At 58.8% G+C, this 14,525-nt stretch carries 7 protein-coding genes; 5 read left to right on the top strand and 2 right to left on the bottom strand.

What is annotated here, in order from left to right:
• Window positions 1–146 precede the first annotated feature (146 nt).
• The 5 genes from HDF12_RS16750 to HDF12_RS16730 all read left to right on the top strand — a co-directional run bounded on the left by HDF12_RS16750 (window position 147) and on the right by HDF12_RS16730 (window position 11,174).
• Entirely contained in the window at window positions 147–2,066 is a 1,920-nt protein-coding gene (locus tag HDF12_RS16750; protein WP_257025710.1) for a glycoside hydrolase family 15 protein, read from the top strand.
• A gap of 162 nt (window positions 2,067–2,228) precedes the next feature.
• The gene (gene treY / locus HDF12_RS16745) at window positions 2,229–4,922 is read left to right on the top strand and encodes a malto-oligosyltrehalose synthase (protein ID WP_306458038.1); all 2,694 of its coding nucleotides are present in this window, start codon (window positions 2,229–2,231) and stop codon (window positions 4,920–4,922) included.
• Window positions 4,922–6,673, top strand: coding sequence for a malto-oligosyltrehalose trehalohydrolase (gene treZ / locus HDF12_RS16740; RefSeq protein WP_179585169.1), 1,752 nt, complete (start codon window positions 4,922–4,924; stop codon window positions 6,671–6,673). The genes treY and treZ overlap by 1 nt, the downstream gene beginning before the upstream one ends.
• Before the next feature lie 332 nt (window positions 6,674–7,005).
• Window positions 7,006–8,184, top strand: coding sequence for a DUF5666 domain-containing protein (locus HDF12_RS16735; RefSeq protein WP_257025709.1), 1,179 nt, complete (start codon window positions 7,006–7,008; stop codon window positions 8,182–8,184).
• Window positions 8,185–8,228: 44 nt separating this feature from the next.
• The gene (locus tag HDF12_RS16730) at window positions 8,229–11,174 is read left to right on the top strand and encodes a TonB-dependent receptor (protein ID WP_179585167.1); all 2,946 of its coding nucleotides are present in this window, start codon (window positions 8,229–8,231) and stop codon (window positions 11,172–11,174) included.
• A gap of 146 nt (window positions 11,175–11,320) precedes the next feature.
• On the opposite strand, the gene hmgA is transcribed toward HDF12_RS16730, so the two are convergent.
• Together hmgA and HDF12_RS16720 are read right to left on the bottom strand one after the other, a co-directional pair.
• Window positions 11,321–12,613, bottom strand: coding sequence for a homogentisate 1,2-dioxygenase (gene hmgA / locus HDF12_RS16725; RefSeq protein WP_179585165.1), 1,293 nt, complete (start codon window positions 12,611–12,613; stop codon window positions 11,321–11,323).
• Window positions 12,614–13,077: 464 nt separating this feature from the next.
• Window positions 13,078–14,514 (bottom strand): NAD-dependent succinate-semialdehyde dehydrogenase, encoded by a 1,437-nt coding sequence (locus HDF12_RS16720; protein ID WP_179585163.1) that lies wholly within the window; start codon window positions 14,512–14,514, stop codon window positions 13,078–13,080.
• Between the last annotated feature and the right edge of the window lie 11 nt (window positions 14,515–14,525).

The following is a 14,525-nucleotide window of genomic DNA, read 5'->3' as shown; positions in this document are numbered from 1 at the left end:
TTTTCACGGGCCCGGTTGCTCGAAGGGTAATTTCGCTGGCATACTTCATTGCCTTGCCTTGGGGTCGCGGTGTTGCGCATCTGATGGGTTAAATCCATTCCTGAAAGAGATGCCGGGTGTGGCGTAAGTGGTTGTAGGCGGGCTGAATGCACCGGCAAGTTGGAGGTTTTGTGGCGAAGGCGAAGAAGAAAGTCGCAGGCAAGTTGCATGGTGCTGTAGACGGGGCGGCGCATGGGGCGTTGCACGGGGCGTTACATGGGGAGAGGATTGAAGACTACGCGATGATGGGGGACTGCGAGACTGCGGCGCTGGTGTCGAAAGAGGGGTCGATCGACTGGTTATGCTGGCCCACCTTCTCGTCTGCTGCTTGCTTTGCGGCGCTGCTGGGGACGCGGGATCACGGCTTCTGGCAGATCGTACCGAAGGGTAAGGTGAAGGCGACGAGGCGGGAGTACGAAGGGCACACGTTGATCGTTGAGACTACTTTTGAGACGAGGGAGGGAGAGGTGTGCCTGATCGACTTTATGCCGCCGCGCGAGAGGCACTCTCATGTTGTGCGGATCGTGCGTGGCATTCGCGGCAGGGTATCGATGCAGATGGATCTGGCGATCCGGTTTGATTACGGACGGACGATTCCCTGGGTGACGCGCACGGCGGACGGGTTGCGGGCGATCGCCGGCATGGACATGGTTACGCTGAGAACGAAGGCGCGATTGCGTGGAGAAGGCATGACGACGCGGAGCGACTTCACGGTGCGTAAGGGCGAGACGATGAGTTTTACGCTGACCAGTTCTTCGTCTCTAGAGAAGAGTCCACCTGAGCTCTCGGTGGATAAAGCGTTTGCGGAGACGCAGAGGTTCTGGAGCAAGTGGAGCCGGAAGAATGCGTACGCCGGGCCTTACGCGGAGGCGGTGGAGCGTTCGCTGATTACTTTGAAGGCGATGACGTATCGACCGTCGGGGGGGATTGTGGCGGCTGTAACGACCTCGTTGCCGGAGAGGATTGGCGGGGCGCGCAACTGGGACTATCGCTATTGCTGGCTGCGCGACACGGCGTTTACGTTGCTGATTTTGATGCAGGCCAGTTATGTGGACGAGGCGGTGGAGTGGCGTAAGTGGTTGCTGCGCGCCATCGCCGGGGCACCCGATCAGGTGCAGACGATCTATGGCATCTGCGGCGAGCGGCAGCTGGTGGAGTGGCAGGCAGACTGGCTGCCCGGTTATGAGAATTCGAGTCCGGTTCGGATCGGGAATGCGGCGGTGGATCAGTTTCAGCTGGACGTCTTTGGTGAGGTTTCGTCGGCTCTGTCGAGGGTTCCGCAGGCTGAAGACGAGATACGTGTGTCGGCGGCGTCGGTGCAGGCGGCACTGATCGATCATCTGTGCAAGGTGTGGCCGAACCCTGATGAAGGGATCTGGGAGACACGCGGCGGTGCGCAACACTTTACTCACTCGAAGGTGATGGCGTGGGTGGCGCTTGATCGGGCGATTAGGCATCACGAGCAGTTCGATGGGAAGGGTGACGTCAAGCGATGGAAGAAGAACCGCGAGATGTTGCATCGGGAGATATGTAAGAAGGGGTTTGATAAGAAGTTGAACAGCTTTGTGCAGTCGTATGGATCGAAACAGCTCGACGCCTCGTGTCTGCGAATTGGGCTGGTGGGATTTTTGCCGATGGATGATCCGCGGATTATTGGCACGGTGGAGGCGATCGAGAGACGGCTGATGAAGGACGGCTTCGTGGAACGGTACGATACCAAGAAGACGAAGGATGGGCTTGCAGGAGGTGAAGGCGCATTTCTGGCTTGCAGCTTCTGGCTGGTTACGAACTTGTGGCTGATCGGGCGAAAGGAAGATGCGAAGGCGATGTTTGAACGACTGCTTGCGCTGCGCAACGACGTTGGGCTGTTGTCGGAGGAGTACGATCCTATTGGAAAGCGGATGGTGGGGAACTTCCCCCAGGCGTTATCGCACATTGCGTTAATACATTCTGCTTTTGCGATGTCGGGTTTGTGGCGGCCTGAGCAGAATGCTGCGGCGGAATCTGCATCTCGTCGAAAGAAGTAGAGCTAGATACGCGTCGTGTGACGCCGTTGGGTCTCCACGGTTATCTCCAAATGCAACCAACGAGAGCTTCTGAGTCTCTAACCGATTACCTGGATTTTTTTGTGCGGGATTTCTGCGTGATTTTTACTGCCTTGTTTCCTGAACGCTACTTTCGATTGGTTGATGATGCTACGAATTCCAGGTTCTACCTACAGACTGCAACTGCATAAAGACTTCACCTTCGACGATGCAGCGAAGATAGCCGATTATTTGCATGAACTCGGAATCTCGCATGTTTACAGCTCTCCCTATCTTCAGGCTGCGCCGGGGAGCATGCATGGATATGACGTGGTCGATCATCAGAAGGTAAATGAAGAGCTGGGTGGTGCGGCGGCTCATGAACGGTTCTGCAAGAGGCTGGGTGAGGCGGGGTTGGGGCAGGTGCTGGACATCGTGCCGAATCATATGTCGCTCGGCAAGGAGAACCGCTTCTGGTGGGATGTGCTCGAAAACGGCACGTCGAGCCGGTATGCTTCGTTCTTCGATATCGACTGGCAGCCGCAGGAGGAGCGGCTGCGGGACAAGGTGCTGGTGCCGATCCTTGGGGACCAGTACGGGAGGGTGTTGCAGGCGGGCGGGATCAAGGTGGTGCGGCGCGGCATCAAGTTTCAGGTGGAGTGTTCGGGGCAGTCGCTGCCGGTGTCGCCGCAGTCGCTGCCGGTGATTCTGTCTCGAGCGGCGGAGTATGCGAAGTCGGATACGTTGAGTTTTCTTGCGGCTTCGTTCGGCCGTTTGCCGGCGCCGGAGTATGTGGATCGGCGAACGATTCTGGCTCGCCATCGCGACAAGGTGGTGTTGTTTACTCTGCTGGAGCGGTTGTGCGCGGAGGAGCCGGAGATCTTCGATGCGATGGACCGGGCGATGGCGGACCTGAATGAGAACCTAGACGCAGTGGATGATTTTTTGAATCAGCAGAACTACCGATTGGCTTACTGGAAGACTGCGGACCAGCAGCTGAGCTATCGGCGATTTTTTGATGTGAACACGCTGATTGGTCTGCGAGTGGAGCGCGAATATGTGTTCGAGGAGACGCATGCGCTCGTGTTGGATTGGTTGAAGCGGGGAGTTCTGGATGGCGTGCGGGTGGATCATCCGGATGGGCTGCGTGATCCGAAGGAGTACTTCAAACGGCTGCGCGAACGCGCTCCGGATGCGTGGGTGATCGGGGAAAAGATTCTTGAGCCTGGCGAGTTCCTACGCGAGGATTGGCCGATTGAGGGGACGAGCGGGTACGACTTTTTGAATGTTGTTTCGGGAGTGCTGGTGGCGCCCGAGGGCATGATGGAGTTGAGCTCGGTCTATGCGGATTTTACGGAGCAGCCTACGGACTTTCACGCCATTGCGCATGAGAAGAAGATCAACGTGTCGCAGGAGGCACTGGGGAGCGATGTGAATCGGCTGACGTCGATCTTCGTGGAGATATGCGAGGCGAATCGTGATCGGCGCGACTACACGAGGGCCGAGGTGAGGCGCGCGATTCGCGAGGTCGCGGCGTGCTTTTCGATCTATCGGACGTACGTGGTGCCGGAGCGTGAGGAGATTACCGAGGAAGATCGCGAGTACATTACGCAGGCTGCGGAGTGCGCGAAGGAGAAGCGGCAGGATATCGATGGAGGGCTCTTCGACTTTCTTCGGGACGTGTTGACGATGGAGGTGAAGGGGAAGCTGGAAAGCGAGTTTTTGTTGAGGTTCCAGCAGTTCACCGGACCGGTGATGGCGAAGGGCGTGGAGGATACGGCGTTTTATTGCTTCAATCGGTTGACGGGAATGAATGAGGTGGGGAGCGATCCGGGGCGAAATGGATTGAGCGTTGAGGAGTTTCATTCGTATTGCGGGAAGATGCAGGAGACGCATCCTTGCACGATGACGACGCTGTCGACGCATGACACCAAGCGCAGCGATGACGTAAGGGCGCGGTTGGCCGTGCTGTCGGAGGTACCGGGGAAGTTTGGTGCGGCGATACAGCGCTGGTCGCGGATGAACAATGCGTTTCGCGCGCGCAAGCCTGGCGTGGATCCGTTGCCGGATCGGAATACGGAGTACTTTTTCTACCAGACTTTGATTGGGGCGTGGCCGCTGCCGATGGATCGCGCTCAGGCGTATATGTTGAAGGCGATGCGCGAGGCGAAGCAACAGACGACCTGGGTGGCGAACAATAAAGAGTTTGAAGATGCACTGAGTCTGTTCATTGAATTTACGTATAGCTATGCGCCGTTTCAGCGAGAGCTACAGCAGTTTGTGGAGAGGATTCTGGAGGCGGGGCGTGTGAATTCGCTGGCGCAGACGCTGTTGAAGTACACCGCTCCGGGTGTGCCGGATCTGTACCAGGGAACGGAGATCTGGGATTTGAGTCTTGTGGATCCGGATAATCGTCGGCCGGTGGACTATGCACTGCGGCAGAGGTTGCTATATGAGTTGAAGCAGATGAACGGCGGTGATGCGGCGGCACAGGTGATGGCAAGAGCTGAGGAAGGGCTGCCGAAGATGTGGACCATCCATAAGGCGCTTCAACTGAGACGTGAGAGGCCGAAGTCGTTTGGTGCAGAGGCGGACTATGTTCCGTTGATGGTGGATGGAGCGAAGCATGACCACGTGATTGCGTATCTGCGAGGTGAGGATGTGGTGACGGTGGCGCCAAGGCTCACTGTGAAGCTTGACGGAGCGTGGAAGGACACAGTGGTGACACTACCGGAGGGACGATGGAGGAATCGTTTGACGGGAGCGATCGTTGAGGGTGGCGAGGTCGAAGTCAAGGGGCTGTTGAAGGATTTTCCGGTGGCGCTACTGGCGCGCGAAGAGGTTGGGGGAGACCGCTGATGCATGAGTTTACGGTTTGGGCGCCGAGTGCGTCGAAGATGGGCGTGAAGATCGGCGATGTTACTTATCCGATGAGCGGGCCTGACGAACACGGATGGTGGAGTGCTTCCGTGGAGCAGGCGGGACCCGGGACGGACTATGGCTTTGTGATTGGAGATGATCCGAAGGCCTGGCCTGATCCAAGGTCGGAGTGGCAGCCGGATGGAGTGCATGGACTGTCGCGGGTGTATGACCAGAGGGTTTTCAAGTGGAGTGATAGAGGCTGGAGTGCGCCTGCGCTTGCGCATGCAGTGATCTATGAGTTGCATGTGGGCACGTTTACGCCGCAGGGGACCTTCGATTCGGCGATAGAGAAGCTTGGGTATCTGGTCGAGCTTGGCATTACGCATGTGGAGTTGATGCCGGTGGCTGCGTTTCCAGGTGGGCAGGGTTGGGGGTATGACGGGGCTGCGCTGTTCGCGGTGACCGAACAGTATGGTGGGCCGGATGGGTTGAAGCGGCTGGTGGATGCCTGCCATGCGCGTGGGCTCGCGGTGTTGCTGGATGTGGTTTATAACCACTTCGGACCGGTGGGGAACTACTCGGGCAAGTATGGACCTTACATCACGGAGAGACACCACACTCCCTGGGGGGGCGCGATTAATTTCGAAGGTGAGGGAAGCGACGAGGTCCGGAGGTTTTTCTGCGACAACGCGCTGATGTGGATGAGGGATTATCACATCGATGGACTTCGCCTGGACGCAGTGCATGAGTATGTCGACCGGTCAGCGATTCATTTTATGGAGCAGCTCTCGTTCGAGGTGAAGGCGTTGTCTGCGAAGGTGGGACGACGGCTGGTGCTGATCGCCGAGAGTGATCTGAACGATCCCAGAGTTGTTACTCCTGCGAGGGATGGCGGGTACGGGATGGATGCGCAGTGGAGCGATGATTTTCATCATGCGCTGTTTACGGTGCTGACGAACGAAGGAACGGGGAAGGGATACTACTCGGACTTCGGCACATTGGAGAAGCTGGCGAAGTCCCTGGCGAAGAACTTTGTGCAGGACGGGAGCTACTCGGAGTATCGGAGGCGATCGCATGGGCGCCCGGCTGATGATCTGTCGCCGCATCATTTTTTGGGATATATCCAGAATCACGACCAGGTTGGCAATCGTGCGGTTGGCGACAGAGTAGATCAGACGGTGGGGTTCGACCGCGCGAAGGTGGCGGCGGCGATCGTAATGACGGCGCCATTTATTCCGATGATCTTTCAGGGCGAGGAGTACGCCGCGTCGACTCCGTTTCAATACTTCGCGGACCACGAGGATCCTGAGATGGCAAAGTCGGTAAAGAACGGGCGTCGAGGCGAGTTTGCGGCGTTTGGGTGGAACCCGGAGGACATTCCCGATCCGGAAGATGTCGAGACGTTTCTACGCTCGAAGTTGAATTGGGAGGAGATTCATCAAGGGCGCCATGGGGAGATGTTGGATTGGTACCGGAGACTGATTCAGCTGCGGCGTGGGTCTGTGGCGCTGAATGACGGTGCGGTGGGACATGTGAAGGCGACCTTCGATGAGAAGGGGCGTTGGCTGATCTTCGAGCGGGGGGTGGTGACGGTGATGTGCAATCTTGGATCGGAGAAGGTGGAGCTTCCCCACGCAAAGAGATCTGCATTGTTGCTGGGTTCGAAGGCTGAGGTTGTGGTCAAGGGTGGCGCTGTGGAGTTGCCTACGGAGAGCGTGGCGATCCTTTCGAGTGAGACGCTTCGGTAGCCGTCCTACAGGGAGCTTGTTCCGTTCGATCCTGGATTTGAATCGGATCTTTCCGGTGCGGAGGTCTTTGCCATGAGTGTTATTGTCGCAAGTTGAATCGCGTTATGAGAGACTGACGGGCGATGGTTCTGTGGGCAGGGAACCGCAAAGCGTTTAGCATAGAGCAGTGGGTGGGAGCCGGTTTGCTCGGGGGTCCGCCTTCTTCTAGACAAGGCTTTTCCCAGGAAACTTTTGCGCTGCTATCTCGTCTTCCTTAGTGGATGGCGACCTGGAGGAGTAAATTTCAGGCGACCGACGAGGATGCGGCGGTATTTCACTTGAGGAAGAGAACCATGTTTAAAAATTCTGGGTTTTTCCGGGCAGTCGTATTGGGCACCGGTTTGATCGTTTCGATCGCCGCATTGTCTGTCGGAGAGGCCATTGCTTTAGCGCAGAGTCCGGCTGCGGCGTCTGCAGCTGTGCGCCAGATTGGTACGGTGAAGACGATAGCAGGGAACAGCGTGACGCTCACGACGGATGCGGGGCAGGAGGTTGTCGTGAGTGTGGCCGATGGGGCTCGCATTTTGCAACTAGCGCCGGGCAGCACCGATTTGAAGACGGCACAGACGATTACGCTGGGTGACATTGCGGCAGGGGACCGGGTGCTGGTGAGTGGCAAGGCTGGTGACGGCGGTGCGGGGCTTACGGCATCGCGTGTGATCTTGATGAAGTCGTCGGATATTGCGCAGAAGCATGAGGCGGAGCAGGGCGATTGGCAGAAGCGGGGCACGGGCGGGATTGTGAGCGCCGTGGATGCCGGGGCCGGCTCGGTAGCGTTGTCGGTCGGCGCGAAGAAGCTGACGGTGAAGACGTCGAGTGCGACGAAGTTTCGGCGATATGCGGGCGACTCGGTGAAGTTTGAAGATGCGAAGCCGGGAACGCTGGCACAGATACAGGTGGGAGATCAGCTGCGTGTGCGCGGCGCGACGTCCGATGATGGGTCGTCGATCCAGGCGGAAGAAGTTGTGAGCGGGTCGTTCAGGAATCTTGCTGGTCTGATCGCAACGATCGATGCGGCTGGCGGAACGCTGACGTTGAAGGACCTGGCGACCAAGAAGACGGTGACGGTGAAGATTACAGACAACTCCAGCCTGAAGGCGTTGCCGCCTCAGGCTGCGGCAAGATTTGCGGCTCGTGCAAAGGGCGGGGGCGGCGACTCTCAGGCTCCTGCGCAGGGTGCAGGACAGGCTGCCGGCGGCGGTGAACGGACGGGCGGTACGGGCCACTCTGCTGGAACGGATCTCTCTCAACTGGTGAGCCGGCTGCCGAGCCAGGGTGTTGCGGATCTTAAGGTGGGAGATGCAGTGATGATCGTCGCGTCGCAGCCGGACTCGGCCGTCAGTCAGGTGACGTGTGTGACTTTGCTCTCGGGGGTAGAGCCGATTCTGGCGGCGACACCTAGCGGGGGGCCGGCGTTGACGCTCTCTCCCTGGAGCCTGGGTGGTGGTGCGGCTGAAGGTGGCACGCAGTAGCCCGATCGCGAAGTGAAACGGTAGAAATTTTTTTAGGAGAAGGAATGTCATTCCGGGCAGGGTTGAAGTTTGTTTTGTTCTTTTTTGTTGCATTGATGCCGGTGATTTCGAGCGCCCAGCAGACGGGTGCAATCGTGCGTGGGGTGGTAGCGGATCCTGAGAGTGCGGTGATTCCGGGGGCGACGGTGACGCTGACGCCGGCCTCTGGCAAGGCTTTGATCACGCAGTCGCAGAGTGATGGAAGCTATGTGCTGCGTGGTGTTCCGGCGGGGACCTATTCCCTGACGGTGACGATCTCGGGATTCGCGTCGTATGTGAAGCTGGGGGTGAGGATTGCGGCGGGGCAGAACCTGACGCTGGATGCGAAGATGGCGATCCAGGAAGAGAAGCAAGAGGTGAACGTCAATGCGCAGGGTGCGCAGGTGAGCGTGGACTCCGACAGTAATGCCAGTAGCACCGTTATCAAGGGGAAGGATCTGGATGCGCTCTCGGATGATCCGGACGAGTTGTCTTCGGAGTTGACCGCACTGGCGGGGCCCGCTGCGGGGCCGAACGGTGGGCAGATTTATGTGGATGGGTTTACTGGTGGACAGCTGCCTCCGAAGTCTCAGATCCGGGAGATTCGCATCAATCAGAATCCGTTTTCGGCGCAGTACGACAAGCTTGGCTATGGGCGCGTCGAGGTTTTTACGAAGCCGGGGACGGACAAGTATCACGGCAGCCTGAGTGTGCAGGGCGGGGATAATGCCTTCAACACGTCGAACCCATTCTTGGGGCCCTCGAATACGCAGCCTCCGTACCACACGATCTTTATTCTGGGCAGCGTGAGTGGCCCTATCAATCGCTTCGCTTCGTTTACGGTTGGTGGATCTCATCGGACGATTCAGGACAACAATATCGTCAATCCGAGTGGCTACTATGCGACGTCGGCTGATGCGACGACGCCGTGCGATCCGGGTGTTGCAACGATTTCAAGCTGCTCTTATTTTTCTTCTTATCCGGAGTCGGCGCGAGCTGTGTCGCATCCGCAGACGCGAAGTGATGTGAGTCCGCGGGTCGACCTTGCGCTGGGAGAGAAGAACACGCTGACCGTGCGCTATCAATACAACGTGAATGGACAGCAGAACAACGGCATTGGGAATACGAATCTTCCGACGGCGGGCTATAACACGGAGACTACGGAGCATACGGTCCAGATCAGCGATACGCAGATTCTGAGTCCTCGCGTGATCAATGAGACGCGGTTTGAGTATCAGCGTGACTACTCGACGCAGGACCCGCTGAGCACGGCTCCAACGCTGTCGGTGCAGGGAATCTTTACGTCGGGTGGATCGAGCCTGGGGACGCAGAGGAGCACCAGCACTCACTTTGAGGTGCAGAACTACAGTTCGATTGCGCTGGCAAAAAACTTCATCCGGTTTGGTGGGCGGTTGCGCACGACCAACGAGTCGCTCTTGTCAAATGCGGGATCGAATGGGACTTTTACTTACTCTTATCTGCTGGATCCTTGTTTCGATTCAAATCCTGGTATCAAGCGACCGAGTACTTGTAATCCTGCGGCGACCAAGCCCTGCGATACGCTGAATGCAGGGATTTCGTCGTACCAGTGTGGTTTGCCCGGGCAGTATGCGGAGACGGCGATTAATAAGCTGCAGGTGGATGGGCGCCTGACCGATGTCGGGTTCTATGCGGAGGATGACTGGAAGCCGAAGGGGAATCTGACGATTACGTATGGGCTTCGGCTGGAGGCGCAGAACGTGATCAATAGTGGTCACGATTTTGCGCCGCGGATTTCGTTCGCGTATGGGATTCCGCGGGGGGGCAATAAGTCGCCGGTCACAGTGGTACGAGGCGGATTCGGAATCTTTTACGATCGCTTTACGCTGTCGAATTATCTGACTACGCTGCAGGAGAATGGCTTCAATCAGGTGACCTCGACGGTCCTTAATCCCGGGGCTGTGTGCACGCCGGACAATCCTGGTAACTGTGGCGCGTCGGTCGCGAACAAAATTACAACTTACGGACTAGGCGACGGGATACGCAGCTCGTACACGATGCAGGAGGCGGTTGGGGTCGATCAGCAGCTTGGGCGCGCGGCCACAATGTCGGTGAACTACCTTTATGCGCGTGGCGATCATCAGTATCTGAGCAGAAACTTCATTATCGATACGGGCTTCGATCAGCAGTTTCAGTCGGGCGGTGTCTATAAAGAAAATCAGCTATTGATCAATGGAAATGCGCGGTTGAAGAAGCTGACGTTGTTCGGGTTTTATTCGTTGAATCTTGCCGATGCCAATACCTCGGGGGCGGGATTCTTTCCGACCAGCAATACGGACACGAAGGTGGACTATGGGCGTGCGTCGTTTACGCATGCGAGCTTTGCGGTTGTCGGGGGGAGCTGGCAGCTTCCGTATAGCTTCTCTGCGAGTCCGTTCATTATTGTGCAGTCGGGAACGCCGTATAACCTGACGACCGGTCTCGATCCTACGGGTTCCTCGATCTACAACCAACGGCCGTTTTTCGAGAGTGGAGATAGTGGGCGCTGCAGGATTTCGCGTGACTTCAGCTCCACGCAGACCGGCAGCCTGACGCCGGTGCCGATCAACTACTGCGATGGTCCGTCGAACTTTACGTTCAATCTTCGCGCTTCGCGGACGTTTGGATTTGGGGAGCGAACTCGCGGAGCTACTCCGGCGGCGGGAGCGAGTAGCGGCCCTGGTGGTGGTCCCGGAGGACTTGGTGGTGCTCGTGCCGGTGGGCCGGGTGGTGTTCGTGGAGGGTTCGGGCCACAGGGTGCGAGTTCGGGTCATCGGTATACGTTCACCCTCGGCGCGCAGGCATTCAACTTGTTCAACGTCATCCCCTACGGCACGCCTACGAGTAGTTTGAGTTCGCCTCGGTTTGGTCAGTTCACTACGCTGGCTGCTGGGCCGTTCAGCTCTGCTACGGCTTCGCGGCGGATTACGTTGCAGGCTACGTTTAATTTTTAAGGGGCACGGAAGAGACGTCCTGGCGGACGGGCCCACTGCGCGTGGGGCGGTCACTTCGTGACTTGTATACCTTGTCTCGTTTGACCGAACACCAATGGTCCTCCCGTTGGTCGGAGACTGGATGTGACTTGCGGCTTGAATGAGTGCTACGGTTTGAAGTTCTTCTTCAGGGTCTGCCAGCAGGTGTAGTACTCGTGCTGGCGGGCGGCGGTATCCATTGCGAACTTTGTGGGGCAGCAGACGAAGCGAGTTTCGAACATGAAGGCAAGGGTGCCTTCGAGTTTGACAGGCTTGAGGTCGGCTTTGCTGGCGCGGTCAAAGGTTTCTGCGTCGGGACCGTGACCGCTCATGCAGTTGTGCAGGCTGGCTCCGCCGGGGACGAAACCTTCGGCTTTGGCGTCGTACTCGCCGGTGACGAGGCCCATGAACTCGTTCATGAAGTTGCGGTGAAACCACGGCGGACGGAAGGTGTGCTCGGCGACGATCCAGCGCGGGGGGAAGATGGCGAAGTCTACGTTTGCGGTGCCGGGGATCTCGCTGGGCGAGGTAAGGACGGTGTAGATGGAGGGGTCGGGGTGGTCAAAGCTGACCGAGTTGATGCAGTTGAAGCGGGCGAGGTCGTACTTGCAGGGAGCGTAGTTGCCGTGCCAGGCGACGACGTCGAGCGGGGAGTGGTCGAAGTCGGAGGCCCAGAGATTTCCCTGAAATTTTGCTACGACCTGGAAGGTGCCGTTGTCGCGGTCGTCGTAGGCGGCGTGCGGGGTGAGAAAGTCGCGGCTGTTTGCAAGGCCGTTAGCGCCGATGGCGCCGAGCTCGGGTAGGCGGAAGCTGGCGCCGTAGTTCTCGAGGAGATAGCCGCGGGCCTGTGGGTCGAGAAGCTCTACGCGGAACTTGATGCCGCGGGGGATGATGGCGACTTCGCCGGGGGTGAGTTCGAGGATGCCGAGTTCGGTGTGGAGCATGAGCCGGCCGAGCTGGGGGACGAAGAGAAGCTCGCCGTCGGCGGTGTAGAAGAAGCGGTCGGTCATGCTCTTGGTTGCGGCGTAGATGTGGATGGCGACGCCGGAGTGCATGGTGAGGTCGCCGTTGCCGGCGAGGGTGGTGAGGCCGTCTACAAAGTCGACTGGCGTCGTTGGTAGTGGAAGCGGGTCCCAGCGAAGTTGGTTGGGTGTGGTTTCGATTTCGTTGAATGGAGTGGCGCGAACCATGCCGTTGGCGATCCGCTCGTAGGGTTTGTGCATGACGGAAGGGCGGATCCGGTAGGTCCAGGTGCGACGGTTGAGCAGGCGGGGCGCGGTGAAGGGGCTGCCGCTTAGCTGCTCGGTGTAGAGGCCGAGCGGGGCCTTTTGTGGGGCGTTCTGACCGACGGGGAGTGCGCCGGGGTGGGCCTCGGTGGCAAACTCATTTCCGAAGCCGCTGGAGTACTTGAGATCGGGCATGGTGATCCTCTTGTGTAAAAAGTGTGTCTGGTCGACGAGGGCTTCACGACGAGCGGAGACGGCTTCTCGACGACACAGAAGCTTAGCCGAAAACGGGTGTCTCGTGTTGGGAGAGGGGAAGGCGTCAGTGTTCCGAATTTAAATTTCACAAGAGACTAATTGCTTCCGGATGGAGCCGCATCTTGCTAGAGGGTGATTAAGAACAGACAACGGCTTGAAAGGCGTGGGTGAAAAGGGACGAGCGGTTTGGGCGTGGCGGAGTTCGTCGGGATCCTTCGCTGCGCTCAGGATGACAGCAAAGGCTAATACTGGCGTGGCCAGCTCTTCGGCAGGATGACAGCGAGGGCCTAATACGCGGCTTGGCCACCTTATTCGGGGCTTTGGTGTTCGATCTTGCTTAGGACTAGCCGTTCGATCTTGCTTAGGACAAAGGATGCCTACAATTCGCTCGGGGCTGATACAGGCTAGCGGGTGGGGGAGGGGTCGGCGGTGGAGACGAGGTATGGCTTGGTGGCGGGTTCGTTGGGGGTCGTCGCGGAGGAGATGACGACGGTTTTTGCATTGAGGAACTCGCGCATGCCTGCGGCGGAGAGTTCGCGGCCATAGCCGGAGCGCTTGATGCCGCCGAAGGGCAGGCGGGGATCGCTGGCGACCATGGCGTTGAGGAAGACGCCGCCGCATTGCAGCTCGGAGATGAAGCGTTGTTGTTCGGCGGGGTCGCGCGTCCAGGCGGAGGCGCTGAGGCCGAAGGGGGTGTCGTTCGCGATCTCGATGGCCTCGTTGATGTTCTCGACGCGGAAGAGCATGGCTACGGGGCCGAAGAGCTCTTCGCGATAGACGGCGGAGGTGCGTGGGACGCCGGTGAGGACGGTGGGCTCGAAGTAGTTGCCGGTACCGAGCATGCGTTCGCCTCCTGTGAGGATGCGTGCTCCAGCGCGTGTGGCGGCTTGCACTTGTTGCTCGAGCAGGTCGACGGCGCGAACAGTGGCGAGCGGGCCGATGTCGGTGCGGTCTTTCATGGGGTCGCCTACGCGCATGGCTTCCATGCCTGCGACGAAGCGCGATTCGAAGACGTCGTAGACCTCGTCGGCGACGATGAAGCGTTTGGCCGCGATGCAGGATTGTCCGGAGTTGACGCAGCGGGCGCGGACGGCGGTTTCGATGGCGGCGTCGAGATCGGCGGAGGGCATGACGATAAAGGGATCGCTGCCGCCGAGTTCGAGGACGGATTTCTTGATGAGCCAGCCGGCCTGCGCGCCGATGGCTCGACCTGCGGTCTCGCTGCCGGTGACGGTGACGGCGGCTACGCGCTCGTCGCCCAAGACGGTTTCGACTTGATGAATTTCGAGGAGGAGGCTTTGGAAGGTGCCGCGGGGAAAGCCAGCGCGACGAACCAGGGACTCGATGGCGAGTGCGCACTGCGGGACGTTGTTGGCGTGCTTAAGGAGAGCGACGTTGCCGGCCATGAGCGCCGGTGCGAGGAAGCGGAAGACCTGCCAGAAGGGGAAGTTCCACGGCATGACGGCCAGCACGATGCCGATTGGATCCCACCGCACGTAGCTGTAGTTGTCTTCGGTGGGGATGGACTCGGGTGCGAGGATGCGGGCAGCGTGTTCGGCGTAGTAGCGGCAGGCGTCGGCGCATTTGAGGATCTCGAAGCGAGCTGCCTCAAGGGGCTTGCCCATCTCCTGGGTGATGAGGATGGAGAGGTCGTCGATCTCGTGTTCGAGGATGGAGGCGAGCTTGCGCATCCACAGGGCGCGGTGTTCGAGCGGCACGAGAGAGTAGGTGCGAAAGGAGTCGGCGGCGAGGGCGATCTTCTGGCGCGCGGCTTCGTCGGTGAGCGGGTCGAAGCTGCGCAACAGCTTGCCGGTGGCGGGATTAATGGATTCGATGGCCATGCCGAATGCGG

Source organism: Tunturiibacter gelidiferens, from assembly GCF_013410115.1.
GTDB classification, from domain to species: domain Bacteria; phylum Acidobacteriota; class Terriglobia; order Terriglobales; family Acidobacteriaceae; genus Edaphobacter; species Edaphobacter gelidiferens.
This window is presented reverse-complemented; position numbering and strand designations above follow the sequence as displayed.

Coding starts and splice junctions, on each gene's coding strand:
- HDF12_RS16750 (WP_257025710.1), top strand. CDS start 147: ATGCACCGGCAAGTTGGAGGTTTTGTGGCGAAGGCGAAGAAGAAAGTC.
- hmgA (WP_179585165.1), bottom strand. CDS start 12,613: ATGCCCGATCTCAAGTACTCCAGCGGCTTCGGAAATGAGTTTGCCACC.
- HDF12_RS16720 (WP_179585163.1), bottom strand. CDS start 14,514: ATGGCCATCGAATCCATTAATCCCGCCACCGGCAAGCTGTTGCGCAGC.
- HDF12_RS16735 (WP_257025709.1), top strand. CDS start 7,006: ATGTTTAAAAATTCTGGGTTTTTCCGGGCAGTCGTATTGGGCACCGGT.
- treY (WP_306458038.1), top strand. CDS start 2,229: ATGATGCTACGAATTCCAGGTTCTACCTACAGACTGCAACTGCATAAA.
- HDF12_RS16730 (WP_179585167.1), top strand. CDS start 8,229: ATGTCATTCCGGGCAGGGTTGAAGTTTGTTTTGTTCTTTTTTGTTGCA.
- treZ (WP_179585169.1), top strand. CDS start 4,922: ATGCATGAGTTTACGGTTTGGGCGCCGAGTGCGTCGAAGATGGGCGTG.